Here is a 15,454-nt window from a genome sequence, read left to right as displayed (position 1 = left end):
GTGATTATTTCAATTGACTCAATTTTTGCTGGGCAGTTCTACGAATCTCTTCATCCTTGGACTGCTCTACTACCGACTCCAATGTGGCTTTAGCTTGGAAGGTTTCTCCTAAGGAAAGGAAATTATCAGCGAGTTGGATAAAGCACTTTCCATACCAATATGCATGTGAAGAGAAAGGCGCAGAGAAATCGAAAATCGCATCATTTGACTGCGTATAATTACCTCTTTTTGAATAACTCTCAGCTAAGAGAAATAATCCCTCAGCTCCATGTACGGTTTTATAATCATTGATTAAATCCATCAAAGTTTCTTCCGCAGCATTTGCATTTCCTCTTCTAAACTGAGCTTTGGCTTTTAGTAGCATGGCTACAGGTATGGCATCAGCCATCACGTTACCAAGATTGATAACCCTGTCAGCATAAAATATTGCCGAGTCAAATGCATTGCTAAAGTAATGTGCATCCATCAAACCTTTGAAAGCTTCATATTCTTCGAGTTTATTTCTGGCATTTTTACCAGACTCTCTTAAATAAGGCATCGCCTTGGCGTAATTTTTATTTTCTAGCTCAATGGAAGCAATTCTCTGTACAGCTCTCAGCCGCTGTGGAGACTCTTTCATCGCATCTATTTGATAGAAGAATTTCAATGCCTCAGTTTTATTATTGAGTTTGTAATATGATTCTGCCATGAAATTGATAGCCTCCGCTTTTTTGCCTGCTTGAGGGTAGTTTCTCAAATAATCTTCAAAAGCTTTTATCGCTTGCTGATTGGAGTTTGAGAAGTAGAGACTTTTTGCTGCCTCAAACTCCAAGTTTTGGAGACTTTGATTGTCTGGATTAGCGTTTCTGTACCTTGATAGGTATTGCGAAAATTCAGCAGACCTGTTTTGCAAAGCTAAGGCTTCTTGTAATCCGACAAGGGCCGCTTCCGCATTAGAAGCATTAGGATGATTTTCTAAAATCCGCTTATAATCTTCAATCGTTTCGTTGTATTGCTGCAAAGAATAATTGGCAATTGCTCTGCCTTCAAGTGCATAAGGAATAAATTGACTATTCGGTCTCGTGGTGATCAATCTTGTAAAACCACTTTTTGCATCGGAATACCTAGTCATTTCCATATTGATTTCCGCTTTTTTATAGATGGCATCTTCCAAATACAAACTTGAAGTGAAATTATCAATAACTCTATTTAACTGATTGATTGCCTCTGGGTTATTGTTTTGAAAATTATGAACTACACCAGATCTGAAGTGTGCATAATCAGTATAAGCACTACCTTCTCTGACTGCCCTTTGGAAAGTATTCAATGCTTCTGAGAATTTTTTCTGTACATAATACGTATCTCCTAAGCGAACCAAGGCATCATCATAATATTCCTTGTCCTCAGCGCGCTGAAGTTTTTCTACGTACAGTTTAAATTGTCCTTCTGCTTTTGGATACTGTTGTGTGTTGAAGTAAGCATATCCTAGTCCATAATGAGATTTGATCAAATATGGATCATTGGCTCTTGGTCTAAGGGCTTGTAGCCTTTCATAAGACTTGATGGCATCATTGATATTGTTATTAGCAGCAAAATTCTCCGCTTTCCAAAAATATGCTTGATTGACCAAGTCCTTATCTACAGGAGTATTGATGGCCTTATCAAAATAAGTGGTGGCCAGATCATATCTTTTATCCCTGTAATAGACAATACCTTGGAAAAAGGATACTTTTTGGTAGGCTGCATTGATTCTAGAAGAGCGATTTGGCATCCGCTCAATTTGTTCTATAGCCCTGAGGTAATTGTTGGTATTGATCAATGCGTCAGCAAGGAGATCTTCAGCTTCTTTTGCATACTTACCTCTTGGATAATTATCCAAATAAGTATCAAGACCATTTACGGCATCCTGAAAACTTCCACGCTCCAAACTGACTTTGGCATAGTTGATCAAAGCTTCCTCTTTGATATTAGGATCAGCGTCGCTTTTATACGCTGCATTGAAGCTGGTGGCTGCAAATTGAGGGTTGTTAAGTTTAAGATAAGCGTGTCCCAAATAATAGCTGGAGACTTGTCCAATTTTGTCATTCTCTACAGCTGAGACTTTGAAATAATCTGTAGCTCTTTGATAATTTTGAATTTCATATTGCGCGACGCCCGCTCTGTATATTTGAGGTCTTTCCAATGTCCCCTTTCTGGAATTGATAAACTCATCATAATTCTGAGCAGCTTTTGTAAAATTCCTTTTTTCAAAATATGCTTCTGCTAAGTACAAATGAATTTCTTCTTTCCTGTCAAGGTTTCTTCTTGCACCAATCACAGGCTCAGCATAAGCGATCAATTCATCATAAAGGCCTTGTCTATAATAGATCCCTGCTATCATATAGGGGATTTTACCTGCATAGAAACTGGACTTTTCTGCTTCTTTAAATTCTGTGATGGCCTGATCAAAACGTCGGTTTTCCATATGGATAAAGCCAGCATAATACTGAGCATCTGGTGTATATGCTGTTCTTTCCCTTTTTACTAGATTGAAATTGGCTAAAGCATTGGTAAAATCTTCTAGCTGGAACTGTGCATACCCCATTTTGAACAACACCTCTCCTCGTTGGTCAGGCCAAATCTTATTTACATCTACTTTTTGATAAGCTGGGATAGCCTCTCTATAGTTTCTTCTTTCAAAGAAAAAATTACCCAAAATATGGGCTGCTTCATTGACTTTGGGATGTTCAGGATGATTTCTAATAAACGCATACACTAAGTCAGATGCTGCTGGGTTTTCTATTTTAAGCGCTGATATGGCATGATAAAAGTCTACATAGGCTTCTTCTCCATTGGTGAACTTGATATCTTTCAGGGCTTCAAATTCATACTTTGAAGCACTAAAAAGTTGTTTGTCATAAAGTTCAAAATGATCATCGAGGATTTTTTGAGAACTATTTTGATACAAACTTGACTGCGCATTGGCCAATTGGCTGATAGCCAAAAGCCCAAAAATTGCAAGTGATTTTTTTATCATGTGATATGCTGGATTAATGCATAATTTTAAATATCAACTCCTTAAGAACTTGGGACTCGTCCATTCCATTTGCGTTGACGCCTTTAGAACGTAGATCTGCTTCTTTTAGATACGAAAACGAATCAATAACCTTGCCCAAATTATAATTCTTTGCAGCTATGCGATACTCTTTTACAAAATAAGGATTAACTCCAATCGTTCTTGCCAAGTCCTGATCAGAAGCTCCTTTCAGTTCATGGGTGATAGCTATTTTTTGAAAGTAATTGAATAGCAAGGCAATCAATGGAATCAAAGGATGACCCTTAGGATTTTGTCCAAAATAATGGATGATTTTATTAGCCTTGATCACATCTTTGACACCTACGGCTTTGGTCAATTCAAAATTATTATAATCCTTATTGATTCCTATGAATCGGTGAATATGGTTGGCATCAATTTGAGTTGGCTCGGTAAAATTGATAAGCATTTTTCCGATTTCATTGGTCATTACCTCTAGGTTATTACCAATACTTTCAGCTAATACAGCTGCTGTTCTATTGTCGATTTTATGGCCTTTGGAATTGATATAACTGGTAACCCACTCTGCCATTTTATAATCAGGGACTTTGTCAGATTTGACAAGAATGGCCTTTTTATCTAGCTCCTTTGCCAAAGCTTTCCTTCCATCCAATACTTTATATTTATGCGCAAAGACTAGAATGGTACTCGGGAGAGGATTTTGAAGGTAATTGAGCAATAAAGTGTCAACTTCTTCCTTACCAAGGCCAGGAATATTTTGCGCTTCCTTTACAATCACGACCTGCCTTTCGGCCATCATTGGGAATCTTCTGGCATTGCTCATGATGGCATTCATAGGTGCATCTTTACCATACATGATGGTTTGATTGAAACCTTTTTCATGTTCAGGAATGGCATTTTTTTCAATAAAATCACTAATTACATCTATGAAATAGGGTTCTTCCCCTTGTAAAAAATAAACTGGGGCATATTTCCCAGCATGGAGGTCTTTGATGATGTCTTCCGCTTTACTTGGCATGGTCAAATTTTTCAATTCAAAGATAGAAAGAATTCACTTTTTAAAAAGTGCATCAATCTTTCTAATCTTAATTTCTTCTAAACTTTATAGGCTTTACTTTTGTATTTATAAGGAACAAAAATTAAAAGATTGTGGCAAGTTTTGAGCAAAGCGTAGCGTATTTTAAAGAAGGTAAATTTGAAGAAGCATTGATAAGCATAGACTCTTGTATTAGTGTAGACAATAGTAATGCTGAATATTATTTTTTCAGAGCAAGGGTTTTTACAAGACTTGGAAAATTTGATCGAGCTTTAGAAGATTTTGATTACCTCACCTCCCTCGAGCCTTATAATCCTAGCTACATCAGTGATAGAGCAGTAGTGCTACATTTGATGCAGCAAAATGAAGAAGCGGCTATTGAGTTTGACAGGGCTTTAAATTTAGAACCAGGAAACCCTTATCGGTATTCAAGTCGCGCATATTTCAAAGACAGAATTGGTGATTTGCAAGGTGCTATCGATGACTATACCAAAGCCATAGAATTGGATCCAGAAGATGCCGTAGCATACAATAACAGAGGTTTGGTTGAGGAAAAATTAGGCTACAAAGAAATGGCTCAGCGCTCGTTTAAAAAAGCCGATGACCTAGTAGGTTACAAACCAAAGGAAAATGTAAAACCTAGCAATGATGACCAAACTAAGAAAAAGGCAGCATTCTCCATGCCGAAACAAGAGAATCCTGCCAAGTCTGTTTCCTTGAATTCTTACATGGATACCTTCAAGAAAATATTTACTGATAAATCCACATGGAATGAATTTATAGATTTTATCAGTTCAGTTTTGAAATCAAAGAAAAGCTAATAAGATTATCCGCAATGACACCAGTGATTCAATAAAACGAAAGGATCTAGCGGATAATCATCTCCCAACGACGGTCGACAATAGCTGAATTTAAGGTGTATTCGTAATATAATATGGTTACAGGTGAGAATGCGGATACACATAAAAGCTAAAGCTTTTTGATCACAAACAATGGCTTATTGATAAAGTAAGACATTTTCCTGGAGAGGTTTTGAGAGAAGAGTTGGTCAAACCAGCTCTTCTTTTTGCTTAAAGTAACAAGCACATCCCCTTTGGCTGTAATCAGATAATTTTCCAAACCTAACCCAGGTTCGTCTCTGTACGACTTTAACACATAGTTAGCCTTTTCATATTTTACAAATGGTCTTATTTCTTCAACCATAGTCATGTGAAGGGATTTATCAATAGATTTGGATTTGGTACTGACGTGAACCAAATCAATTTCAGAATCAAAGAAACCAGCTAACTCCACTATCTTTTGAATGGCAATTTTATCTTCTTCTATATAATCTGTGGCGTAGACAAATTTTCTAGGGGCTTTGAAATATACTTTTCTTGGAACAAGGAGAACATCAGTTGATGCTTTTTCTACTACTTTCGAAGATCGTGTTCCAATAAAATTCTTTTTGAAGTCATTGACTCCTTCAGTTCCCATAACAATAAGATCAGCGTTTAGCTCTTCAGCAAAATTCACTATAGTGTCGACTATTTTCCCTTCTCTGATCTCAGAAGTACATGACTTAAGCCCGTTGCTCAAGCTTTCATCTTTGACAGCTGTTTGAAGGTTGGTTAATTTCTTTTTGATAAATGAATATTGGTCTCCTGAATGAAAATCTTTAGCAGAAAGCTTCTGATAATCATCTTTGTCTGGAATGTGAAGCAAACACAACTCAGCACCATACTTCTCTCCTAGTTTGGCTGCATATTCAATTGCATTCAAAGAACATTCAGAAAAATCAGTGGGACAGATAATTTTGAAACTTGTCTTCATATTTATTTGGGTTTAGTAACCTCTATTTCTATCAATTACATTGACAAGAGGTTTTTGATTAAGCAAACGATAATAATTACTAAGAATTTGTGGTGCTGCTGCACTTGGGTTTGTAACACTTGCAATGTGTGGTGTTACCATAATTCTATCATTTATCCAGAATGGGTGTTCTTCTGGCAATGGTTCATTAAGAAAAACATCAAGCATAGCTCCTGAAATCTGATCTTCTTCTATTGCTTCTAGGAGATCCTCTTCTACAAGATGCTTACCTCTAGCCACATTGATGATATAAGAACCGGGCTTACATCTATTGAAGAAGTCTTTGTCAAGGAAATTCTCGGTTTGTGGAGTGAGCGGTAGAAGACAGATGATCATATTGACTTGGCTTAGAAATTCATCTAACTGCTCTCCATAATAATAAGGATACTGGAGATCTTTTTTTGGTGAATTGCCATAGCCCGCAACGTTAAATTTCATCAATCTCAACTTCTCAATCACGTCTCCCCCTAACTCCCCTACACCAAGTACGCCTACGTTGATTTCTATTTCAGGACTAGACATGTCCCACACTTTCTTGGCTTGTTGTTCTTGGTAGCGGAGGTATTGTCTGTGGTAGTTGAGTACGCCCATCACCACATAGTTGGTCATGGAAATAGTCAATCTTTCATCAATAATTCTTGTTATCGGTAAGTGAGCAGGAATAGAATCATCAGACAAAATATGATCAACCCCTGCACCCATAGAACAGATCAGCTTTAAGTTTGGAAATTCACTCAGCAATCCTTTTGGGTGATTCCAAAGCATCACTGCTTCCACATCTTCTTTTCTAACTATGTTGGGATAGACTTGAATATCAATTTCAGCATCAAGCTCCTTGATATTTTCAATCCAAGCTTCTGGATCTCTTCCAGGTGAAATAATCGCTAATCCCATTTGTTAATATTTTCTAAAATTAAATTAATTTCTAATGCAGATTTTTAAAAAGATTCGTTTGTAGGTGTGATAAAGTTTAATCAAATTAGCCTCTATCTTCTATAACCGAATCTTAGTACTCGTTTATTATTATTGTTTTTTTTCTTCTAATAGTAATAATATTCCAATTTAAAGACGCAAAGATGAAGATTAGATGAAGACTATTGAAATGAACACATAAAACCAGTATAAAAATGAATTTTACAAGTAAATTATTGATGTTAGCATTGAGTCTGTTTTTTGTTTTAACAGCTCATGCTCAGCAAATTGAGATGCCTCAGGCTAGTCCTGCAGCGACAATAGCTCAAAAAATAGGATTAACTGATGTTAAAATCGAATACAGTAGGCCAAGTACCAAAGGAAGAAAAATTTTTGGTGAGTTGGTGCCTTTTGGACAGGTGTGGAGAACTGGTGCAAATGCGGCAACCATCATCACTTTTTCTACAGACGTTAAAATTGAAGGCAATGAAGTTCCAGCAGGTAGTTATGCCATTTACAGCATTCCTGACCGTAATGAATGGACAATCATCCTTTCCAAAAATACCAAGCTTTGGGGAGCTGTAGGTTATAATCAAGAAGATGATTATCTCAGATTCAAAGTGAAGCCTGGCAAAACTGGTCAAAAGTATGAAACCATGGAAGTAGGTTTTGTAGATATGACTGACACAGGCGCCACAGTTTCTATCAAATGGGAACAAACTCGAGTGCGCTTTAGAATTGAAACAGACGTTGACCCGATTGTCATGGCTCAAATCAAGCAATTGGTAATCGATCAACAACCTACAAACCCTGGACTTTACTATCAAGCTGCCAATTACTATTTCACCAACAACAAAGACATGAGGCAGGCACTAGAGTGGATCAATAAATCGGTTGATTCTGACCCAAAGTATTGGACAGTACATTTGAAAGCTAAAATTGAACTTGCACTTGGCATGAAAAAAGAAGCCATAGAAAGCGCTAGAAGTTCAATGAATATGGCCAAGGAGGCTAAAAATCCAGATTATGTTGGCCTTAATGAGCGACTGATCAAATCAATTAAATAATAATTTCAGGGCTTGAGAATATTCTCAAGCTCTTTTCTTTATATTCAATATATAATCACCAATTCTCTAAGCATGTTAGATACCTACTATCAGCCACCAGTAGCAGAAGGAATCAAAAAAGTAGCTACCATTTGTATACTAAGAAGTGGAGAGCATTTCCTACTTCTCAAAAGAAACAAAGAGCCAAATAAAAATCTATACACACCTTTGGGTGGTAAATTGGATCCGTTTGAAACGCCACTTAATGCTGCAATCAGAGAAACTTGGGAAGAGTCTGGCATCAAAGTACAACACATGGAATTCAAAGGTATCCTGACGGAGACATCACCCAAAAAATACAACTGGATCAGCTATGTATATCTTGCAGATATAGAATGGCAAATGCCAAATGATAGTCCAGAGGGCGAATTGGAATGGATACATTTTAATCAATTACTTCAAATTCCAACTCCAAAAACAGACTGGTTCATATACAAATACATCCAAGAGCATAAAAAATTTATTTTCAATGCAGAATATGATGAAGAAATGAATATTCAATGGCTGGTTGACGAATTGACAGAAGAAAAATTAATTGGATAATTTTCTAATCAAAATTCTTGGTTAATAATGGATACAATCGATTACGAAAATTTTGTATTGAACTTCGCATAAGTATTTTTTTCAATAAAAGTGTTTCTTTTTTAAGAATACCCTAATTTTGAGAGTAATTCATTAATAAACCTTCATAAAATGCCCAATAATACAAAATTCATCATTGATTTCGATAGTACTTTTACTCAAGTAGAGGCCTTGGATGTCCTTGGTGAAATTTCACTAAAAAATGATCCCAAAAGGGAAGAAAAGCTTCAAGCGATCAAAGACATCACTGATCTTGGAATGGAAGGTTCGCTCAATTTTCGTGAGAGCCTTGAAAGAAGACTTGAGATCCTAGAAGCTAATCGCTCTCAGATTGCTTTGTTGATTGAGGCATTAAAGGAGAAGGTATCCAAGTCTTTTCAGAGAAATAAAGAATTTCTTGAAGAGCATGCTCCAAATATCATTATTATTTCCAATGGATTTAAGGATTTTATCACACCAATAGTAGGTGAATATGGAATCAAACCAGACAATGTGTTTGCAAATGAATTTATCTATGATGAATCAGGTAAAATCATAGATTTCAATAGAGAAAATATCTTATCCAAAAATGGTGGCAAACCTGAGACCATCAAAAACCTTAATTTAGAGGGGGATATTTATGTCATTGGTGATGGATATACAGATTATGAAATCAAAGCTTCAGGCATGGCCAATAAATTCTATGCTTTCACCGAAAATGTAGCCCGTCCAAAAGTCACTTCCAAAGCGGACCATATTGCGCCAAGCTTGGATGAAATACTTTATGTAAACAAAATGAATAAAAAATTCTCCTACCCCAAAAGCCGAATCAATGTGTTGCTACTTGAAAATGTTCACCCCATAGGAGTAGAACTGATGCAACAAGAAGGTTATAATGTAGAGGTGATATCCTCTGCCCTTTCTGAAGATGAACTAGCTGAAAAAATCAAAGATGTCAGCATCCTAGGTATACGATCTAAAACAAATGTGACCAAAAAAGTATTGGAAAATGCTAATAGGTTAATCTCTATCGGTGCTTTCTGTATAGGCACCAATCAGATAGACCTAGATATGTGTACCAAAAAAGGGATTGCAGTCTTCAACGCTCCATTCAGCAACACTCGGTCAGTAGTAGAAATGGCAATCGCAGAAATTATATTTCTGATGAGAAACTTCCATGACAAGACATTAGGAATGCATCAAGGGATTTGGGACAAATCTGCTACAGGAAGTTATGAAATCAGAGGTAAGAAATTGGGTATCATTGGCTATGGAAATATTGGCGCTCAACTATCTGTTTTAGCTGAAAATATGGGTATGGATGTTTATTACTATGATGTGATTGAGAAACTGGCATTAGGAAACGCAACCAAACTTGATTCATTAGATGAACTCTTGGCACATTGTGACGTGGTATCTTTGCATGTCGATGGAAGAAAGGAAAATAAAAACCTCATTGACGAGAAGCAAATCTCTAAAATGAAAAAAGGTTCTTATTTGGTTAATTTGAGTAGAGGTCATGTAGTAGATATCAAAGCTTTGAAAAATGCACTGGAATCTGGTCACTTAGCCGGAGCTGCTGTAGACGTCTTTCCTGAGGAGCCCAAAAACAATACTGAACCATTTACCTCCGAATTAATAGGCTGTAAAAATGTCATCCTTACGCCACATATAGGAGGCTCAACCTCAGAAGCTCAAGTGAATATCGCGAGATTTGTCCCAGGGAAAATTATGGAGTACATCAATACAGGTAATACTTATAACTCTGTCAATTTCCCTAATATTCAGCTCCCTTTCCTCAAAGATGCGCATAGGTTGATCCATATTCATCAAAATGAACCAGGAGTCCTCGCAAAAATCAATAGAGTTTTGGCAGATTATGAAATTAATATCGTTGGTCAGTATCTCAAAACCAACGAAAAAATTGGATATGTAATCACAGATATTGATAAGGCATATTCTCCTGAAGTCATAGATGCAATGAAAGAGATCCCTGGTACCATAAGATTTAGGGTATTGTACTGATCTTATATATTCTAAAAAAGGAGGGTCAAAATATTGACCCTCCTTTTACATTTAAATCAGATTACACAATTATCTGAGATCAAATCTGTCAAGATTCATGACTTTGTCCCATGCTTTGACAAAGTCTTTGACAAATTTTTCTTTAGCATCTTCTTGGGCATAGACTTCTGAAATGGCTCTCAATTGAGAATTAGAACCGAAGATCAAATCTACTCTGGATGCAGACCATCTCACTTCTCCAGTTTTTCTATCGTGAGCCTTAAAGATATCTGCTTCCTCTCTAGAAGGTGCCCAACCAACACTCATATCCGTAATATTGACAAAGAAATCATTGGTAAGTTTTCCAGGAGTCTTGGTTAATACACCATGCTTAAAACCTTTGTAGTTTGCATCTAATACTCTCAATCCACCAACAAGTACTGTCATTTCAGGTGCACTCAAAGTCAACAGCTGTGCCTTGTCTATCAACATCTCTTCGTCAGATACTGTAAAGGCTGTTCTTCTATAATTTCTAAATCCATCAGCCTCAGGTTTCAAAGGTTCGAAAGAATCAACATCAGTCAGTTCTTGAGTAGTATCTGCTCTACCAGCTGTAAAAGGAACCTTGACATCAAATCCTGCATCTTTAGCTGCTTTTTCTACCGCTGCACATCCGCCAAGTACGATTAAATCAGCTACAGAAACCTTCTTACCAAAAGATTTCTGAATCCCCTCCAATTTATTTAGCACTTTTGAAAGTTGCTCAGGTTGGTTCACCTCCCAATCTTTCTGTGGAGCTAATCTAATTCTAGCGCCATTCGCCCCACCTCTGAGATCAGAACCTCTAAAAGTAGAAGCAGATGACCAAGCTGTATAAACTAATTCAGACACACTTAGTCCAGAGGCAAGTATTTGTTCCTTAAGTTTGGCTACGTCGCCATCATTGATCAATTCATAATCAACAGCAGGAATTGGGTCTTGCCAAATCAAATCTTCTGCAGGTACTTCTGGACCAAGATATCTTACCTTAGGACCCATATCCCTATGGGTCAATTTGAACCAAGCTCTTGCAAAGGCATCTGCAAATTCTTCCGGATTCTTATGGAAGTGCTCAGAAATTTTTCTGTACGCAGGATCTTCACGCATTGCCATATCAGCCGTAGTCATCATAATCCCAACTTTTACATTGGAATCTTCAGCATCTGGCGCATGATCTCCATCTTTCAAATTTTTTGCTACCCAAATATAGGCTCCTGCCGGACTTTTGCTCAATTCCCAATCATAACCAAACAATACATCAAAATAGGACATGTCCCAAGTCGTAGGCGTAGGAGTCCAAGCGCCTTCAAGTCCAGAAGTAATGGTATCTCTGCCTTTTCCACTTTTGAAGCTACTTTTCCAGCCAAATCCCATTTCTTCAATTGGAGCACCTTCTGGTTCGGGTCCTACTAAAGATGCATCCCCTGCACCGTGTGCCTTACCAAAAGTATGTCCACCGGCTGTAAGTGCGACTGTTTCATAGTCATTCATCGCCATTCTAGCAAAGGTTTCTCTGATATCTTTGGCTGAAGCTAATGGATCAGGGTTACCATCAGGACCTTCAGGATTCACGTAGATCAACCCCATTTGCACTGCTGCTAATGGGTTTTCTAGTTCTCTTTCTCCTTTGTAACGCTTATTTCCCAGCCATGTATCCTCTGCTCCCCAGTAAATATCTTCTTCTGGTGCAAAAATATCCTCTCTGCCACCACCAAATCCAAAAGTCTTGAAGCCCATGGATTCCATAGACACATTACCTGCTAGGATAAACAAATCAGCCCAAGAAATTTTATTACCATATTTCTGCTTGATAGGCCATAGAAGTCGTCTAGCTTTGTCTAGGTTCCCATTGTCAGGCCAGCTATTGATTGGAGCAAAGCGTTGGTTGCCTGTAGCTGCTCCTCCTCTACCATCGCCTGTACGATAAGTACCTGCGCTATGCCATGCCATTCTGATCATCAATGGTCCATAATGCCCATAATCCGCAGGCCACCAATCTACAGAAGTTGTCAAAACCTCGACTAGATCTTTTTTTACAGCAGCTAAATCCAGCTTTTTGAACTCCTCTGCATAATTAAAATCTTCACCTAGTGGATTAGATTTTGGTGCATGTTGGTGAAGAATGCTGAGATTCAATTGGTTTGGCCACCAGTCTTTATTCATTGTTCCAGTGCCTCCCATTTTGGTATTGGCACCATGCATTACTGGACATTTACCACCACTGCCATTGACATTGTAGCTTACATCACTATTAATATCCGCCATAGTTAATTATGTTGTTAAGGGTTTATAAAATGATTAAAAGAATACTTTGCTAATATATTTATAATTATCGTTAATTGATTATAATTTTGATTGATAAAATCTATCGGTCTTATCCTTTGCCTATTTGTTCTTAAGTTACAAAAAATTGATTAGCCCTAAGGGTACCTTACTAATAAAGTTCTTAATCAATTCTAAAAGAGAATGAATTATAAAAACTTTCTAACTTTAGATGAATATACCTAACAACATAACCCATGAAGAAAATCCTCTTTGTATTATTAGCCCTGTTTTTTTTAAGTATTGCTGGCTATCAAATCATTAGATATCAATACGCTCCTACCTATCAAGGAACTATAAATATCACAGGACTCGAAAAAGTAGTTGAAATCTACTTTGATGACTTCGGTATACCACATATTTATGCAAATAACCCAGCAGACGCATATCTGGCTTTGGGCTACGTTCATGCACAGGATAGATTGTTTCAAATGGAAATGATGAGGCGAGTTGGTTCTGGTACTTTATCAGAATTATTAGGTGAAGATTTATTGGATGTAGATAAGTTTTTTAGAACCTTAGGCATTCCAAAACATGCGACATGGAGTAGTGAACTTTGGTTAGAAGAAGAAGAATCTCCATGGAAAGATGCTACCAATGCATACATCAAAGGGGTGAATCAATTTATAGCTGAGGGTAATTTACCAGTAGAATATACCCTATTGGGAGCTTCTCCCAGAGAATTTACCATCCAAGATGTACATAGCATTATTGGTTATATGTCATTTACTTTTGCAATGGCTATGAAAACGGATCCATTGATTACAAAAATGTACAGAACATTAGATCCAGCATATTTGAAAGTCTTGTCTATACACACTTTGCCCGAACATCATGTAATTCCAAATCATTATCCTGATCGAATTCCTGAAACAAATTCCATTAATATTGAAGAGACGCTCACAGCACTATTGGAAAAGCTTCCAGTTCCATTATTGGAAGGAAGCAATTCTTGGGTAATTGCTCCAAGCAGAACAGCATCAGGTGAAGTTTTATTTCTAAATGACACACATATTGGGTTTGCACAACCATCTGTATGGTATGAAGCTCACATAGAATACCCAGGGTTCAGTTTTTATGGAAATCATTTGGCTGGTGTTCCATTCGGCTTGGTTGGACACACAAGGACACATAGTGTGGGCTTAACCATGTTTGAGAATGATGATCAAGATTTTTTTGAAGAGCAAATTAATCCAAGTAATCCCAATCAAACTATTTATAATTATGGCTATACAGAAATCAAGAGAAGAACTGAATTCATCCCTATAAAAGGAAAAGAACCTGTCACTTTCGAGGTCAAGGAAAGTATTCATGGGCCTATCATGAACGATGTCATTCCAGAAATAGGAAGGCTAACCAGCAACCCTGTTGCTAGTTGGTGGGTGTACACTTTAGAGCCAACCAGAGCCCTAGAAGCTACTTATAAACTTGCTCACTCAAATTCCATCCAAGAAGTAGAGGAAGCCGTCAAATTGATTCATGCGCCAGGCTTAAATGTCATGTATGGTGATAAATCTGGAAATATAGCATGGTGGGCTGCAGCTAAACTTCCAATCCGACCAGAACATGTCAATAGCAAAATATTTCTAGATGGTAGTTCTTCCAAGGATGAACCTATAGGTTGGATACCTTTCGAAGAAAATCCCATGGCTATCAATCCACCGTCTGGCTTTGTCGCATCAGCCAATAATCAACCTGACACACTGGCTAATGGTATATTTTTTCCTGGTTACTATTATCCAGAAGATCGCTGGGATAGAATAGCTAAAACAGTAAGCTCTCGAACTGACTGGGATCAAGAGAATGTCAAAAATCTCCAATTAGAAGCCATCAACGAGAATCATCCAATAAATGCCTTATCCATGATAGAAGCAGTAGATCCAAGGCTTTTTGAGGGTTTTGAAGCTGTACAAGCTGCTTTGAAATCCTGGGATGGAAGTCATGATTTAGAAAACATCGCTCCAACGCTATATTATAAATGGCTGTATCACACGCTTCATGGTATGATGGTTGACGAGTTAGGACAAGAGGATTTTGAAAACTTTCTTCGTACATTTTTGTATATCCGAAGTGTACCTAATTTAATCAGAACGCTAGATTCTCCATGGTGGGACAATCAAAGTACTGAAGCAATAGAAACGAGGACAGAAATAATTGAAGAAGCACTCAAAAAGAGTTTGAAGGAACTGAAAGCTCAATTAGGAAGCAATAGCAGTAAATGGTATTGGGAAAAGGCAGTGGTTTTAGAACATCCCCATCCACTTGGAGCAAAGAAGCCTTTGGATAGAATATTCAATGTAAAAGCACCTTCAGTACCTGCAAATGAGGAATCAGTAAATAAATTGGCTTTTGAACTCAATGACTCTGGAATATATCGTGTCAAATCTGGCCCTGCTATGCGTATCATCATTGACTTTGCCAATGTAGAAGCATCGGAATCTGTTTTACCTACTGGACAGAGTGGTAATTTATTTAGCCCTTTTTATTCTGATCAAGCAGAGATGTTTGTAAAAGGGCACTATAGGCCTCAACTGATGAATGAAAGCATGATTAAAAATACTGCAAAAAGAAAACTTGTTTTAAAACAATTGGGTACCAATTGATCTTAGC

At 37.3% G+C, this 15,454-nt stretch carries 10 protein-coding genes; 5 read left to right on the top strand and 5 right to left on the bottom strand.

Annotated elements, in window-relative coordinates; all coding sequences use genetic code 11:
* Window positions 1-4 precede the first annotated feature (4 nt).
* Both BW935_RS06125 and holA read right to left on the bottom strand, forming a co-directional pair.
* Window positions 5-2,995: a tetratricopeptide repeat protein gene (locus BW935_RS06125; protein WP_139325505.1), complete on the bottom strand. Its 2,991-nt coding sequence runs from the start codon at window positions 2,993-2,995 to the stop codon at window positions 5-7.
* A gap of 13 nt (window positions 2,996-3,008) precedes the next feature.
* Window positions 3,009-4,031 (bottom strand): DNA polymerase III subunit delta, encoded by a 1,023-nt coding sequence (gene holA, locus BW935_RS06120; RefSeq protein ID WP_076499547.1) that lies wholly within the window; start codon window positions 4,029-4,031, stop codon window positions 3,009-3,011.
* A 131-nt stretch (window positions 4,032-4,162) separates the two neighbouring features.
* Between holA and BW935_RS06115 the strand changes: the two genes are divergently transcribed.
* The gene (locus tag BW935_RS06115; RefSeq protein WP_076499544.1) at window positions 4,163-4,870 is read left to right on the top strand and encodes a tetratricopeptide repeat protein; all 708 of its coding nucleotides are present in this window, start codon (window positions 4,163-4,165) and stop codon (window positions 4,868-4,870) included.
* A gap of 148 nt (window positions 4,871-5,018) precedes the next feature.
* Here BW935_RS06115 and BW935_RS06110 read toward each other — a convergent pair whose 3' ends face one another.
* Both BW935_RS06110 and BW935_RS06105 read right to left on the bottom strand, forming a co-directional pair.
* Window positions 5,019-5,861: a universal stress protein gene (locus tag BW935_RS06110; RefSeq protein ID WP_076499541.1), complete on the bottom strand. Its 843-nt coding sequence runs from the start codon at window positions 5,859-5,861 to the stop codon at window positions 5,019-5,021.
* A gap of 12 nt (window positions 5,862-5,873) precedes the next feature.
* On the bottom strand, window positions 5,874-6,794 hold the full coding sequence (locus BW935_RS06105; protein ID WP_076499526.1) for a 2-hydroxyacid dehydrogenase: 921 nt from the start codon (window positions 6,792-6,794) through the stop codon (window positions 5,874-5,876).
* Between the two features lie 233 nt (window positions 6,795-7,027).
* On the opposite strand from BW935_RS06105, the gene BW935_RS06100 reads away from it, so the two are divergent.
* The 3 genes from BW935_RS06100 to serA all read left to right on the top strand — a co-directional run bounded on the left by BW935_RS06100 (window position 7,028) and on the right by serA (window position 10,504).
* A complete protein-coding gene (locus BW935_RS06100) occupies window positions 7,028-7,879 on the top strand; it encodes a DUF2911 domain-containing protein (protein WP_076499523.1) in 852 nt (283 codons plus the stop codon).
* 72 nt (window positions 7,880-7,951) lie between these two features.
* Window positions 7,952-8,461, top strand: coding sequence for an NUDIX hydrolase (locus tag BW935_RS06095; RefSeq protein ID WP_076499521.1), 510 nt, complete (start codon window positions 7,952-7,954; stop codon window positions 8,459-8,461).
* Between the two features lie 150 nt (window positions 8,462-8,611).
* Complete coding sequence (serA, locus tag BW935_RS06090) at window positions 8,612-10,504, top strand: phosphoglycerate dehydrogenase (protein WP_076499518.1); 1,893 nt, start codon at window positions 8,612-8,614, stop codon at window positions 10,502-10,504.
* A gap of 69 nt (window positions 10,505-10,573) precedes the next feature.
* On the opposite strand, the gene katG is transcribed toward serA, so the two are convergent.
* Complete coding sequence (katG, locus tag BW935_RS06085; RefSeq protein WP_262484351.1) at window positions 10,574-12,787, bottom strand: catalase/peroxidase HPI; 2,214 nt, start codon at window positions 12,785-12,787, stop codon at window positions 10,574-10,576.
* A gap of 254 nt (window positions 12,788-13,041) precedes the next feature.
* Between katG and BW935_RS06080 the strand changes: the two genes are divergently transcribed.
* Window positions 13,042-15,447: a penicillin acylase family protein gene (locus BW935_RS06080; RefSeq protein ID WP_076499515.1), complete on the top strand. Its 2,406-nt coding sequence runs from the start codon at window positions 13,042-13,044 to the stop codon at window positions 15,445-15,447.
* Window positions 15,448-15,454 lie beyond the last annotated feature (7 nt).

This window comes from Belliella pelovolcani (assembly GCF_900156785.1).
In the GTDB taxonomy this organism is placed as follows: domain Bacteria; phylum Bacteroidota; class Bacteroidia; order Cytophagales; family Cyclobacteriaceae; genus Belliella; species Belliella pelovolcani.
Note: the sequence above shows the minus strand (reverse complement) of the source record. Positions and strands in the feature narration are given on the sequence as shown.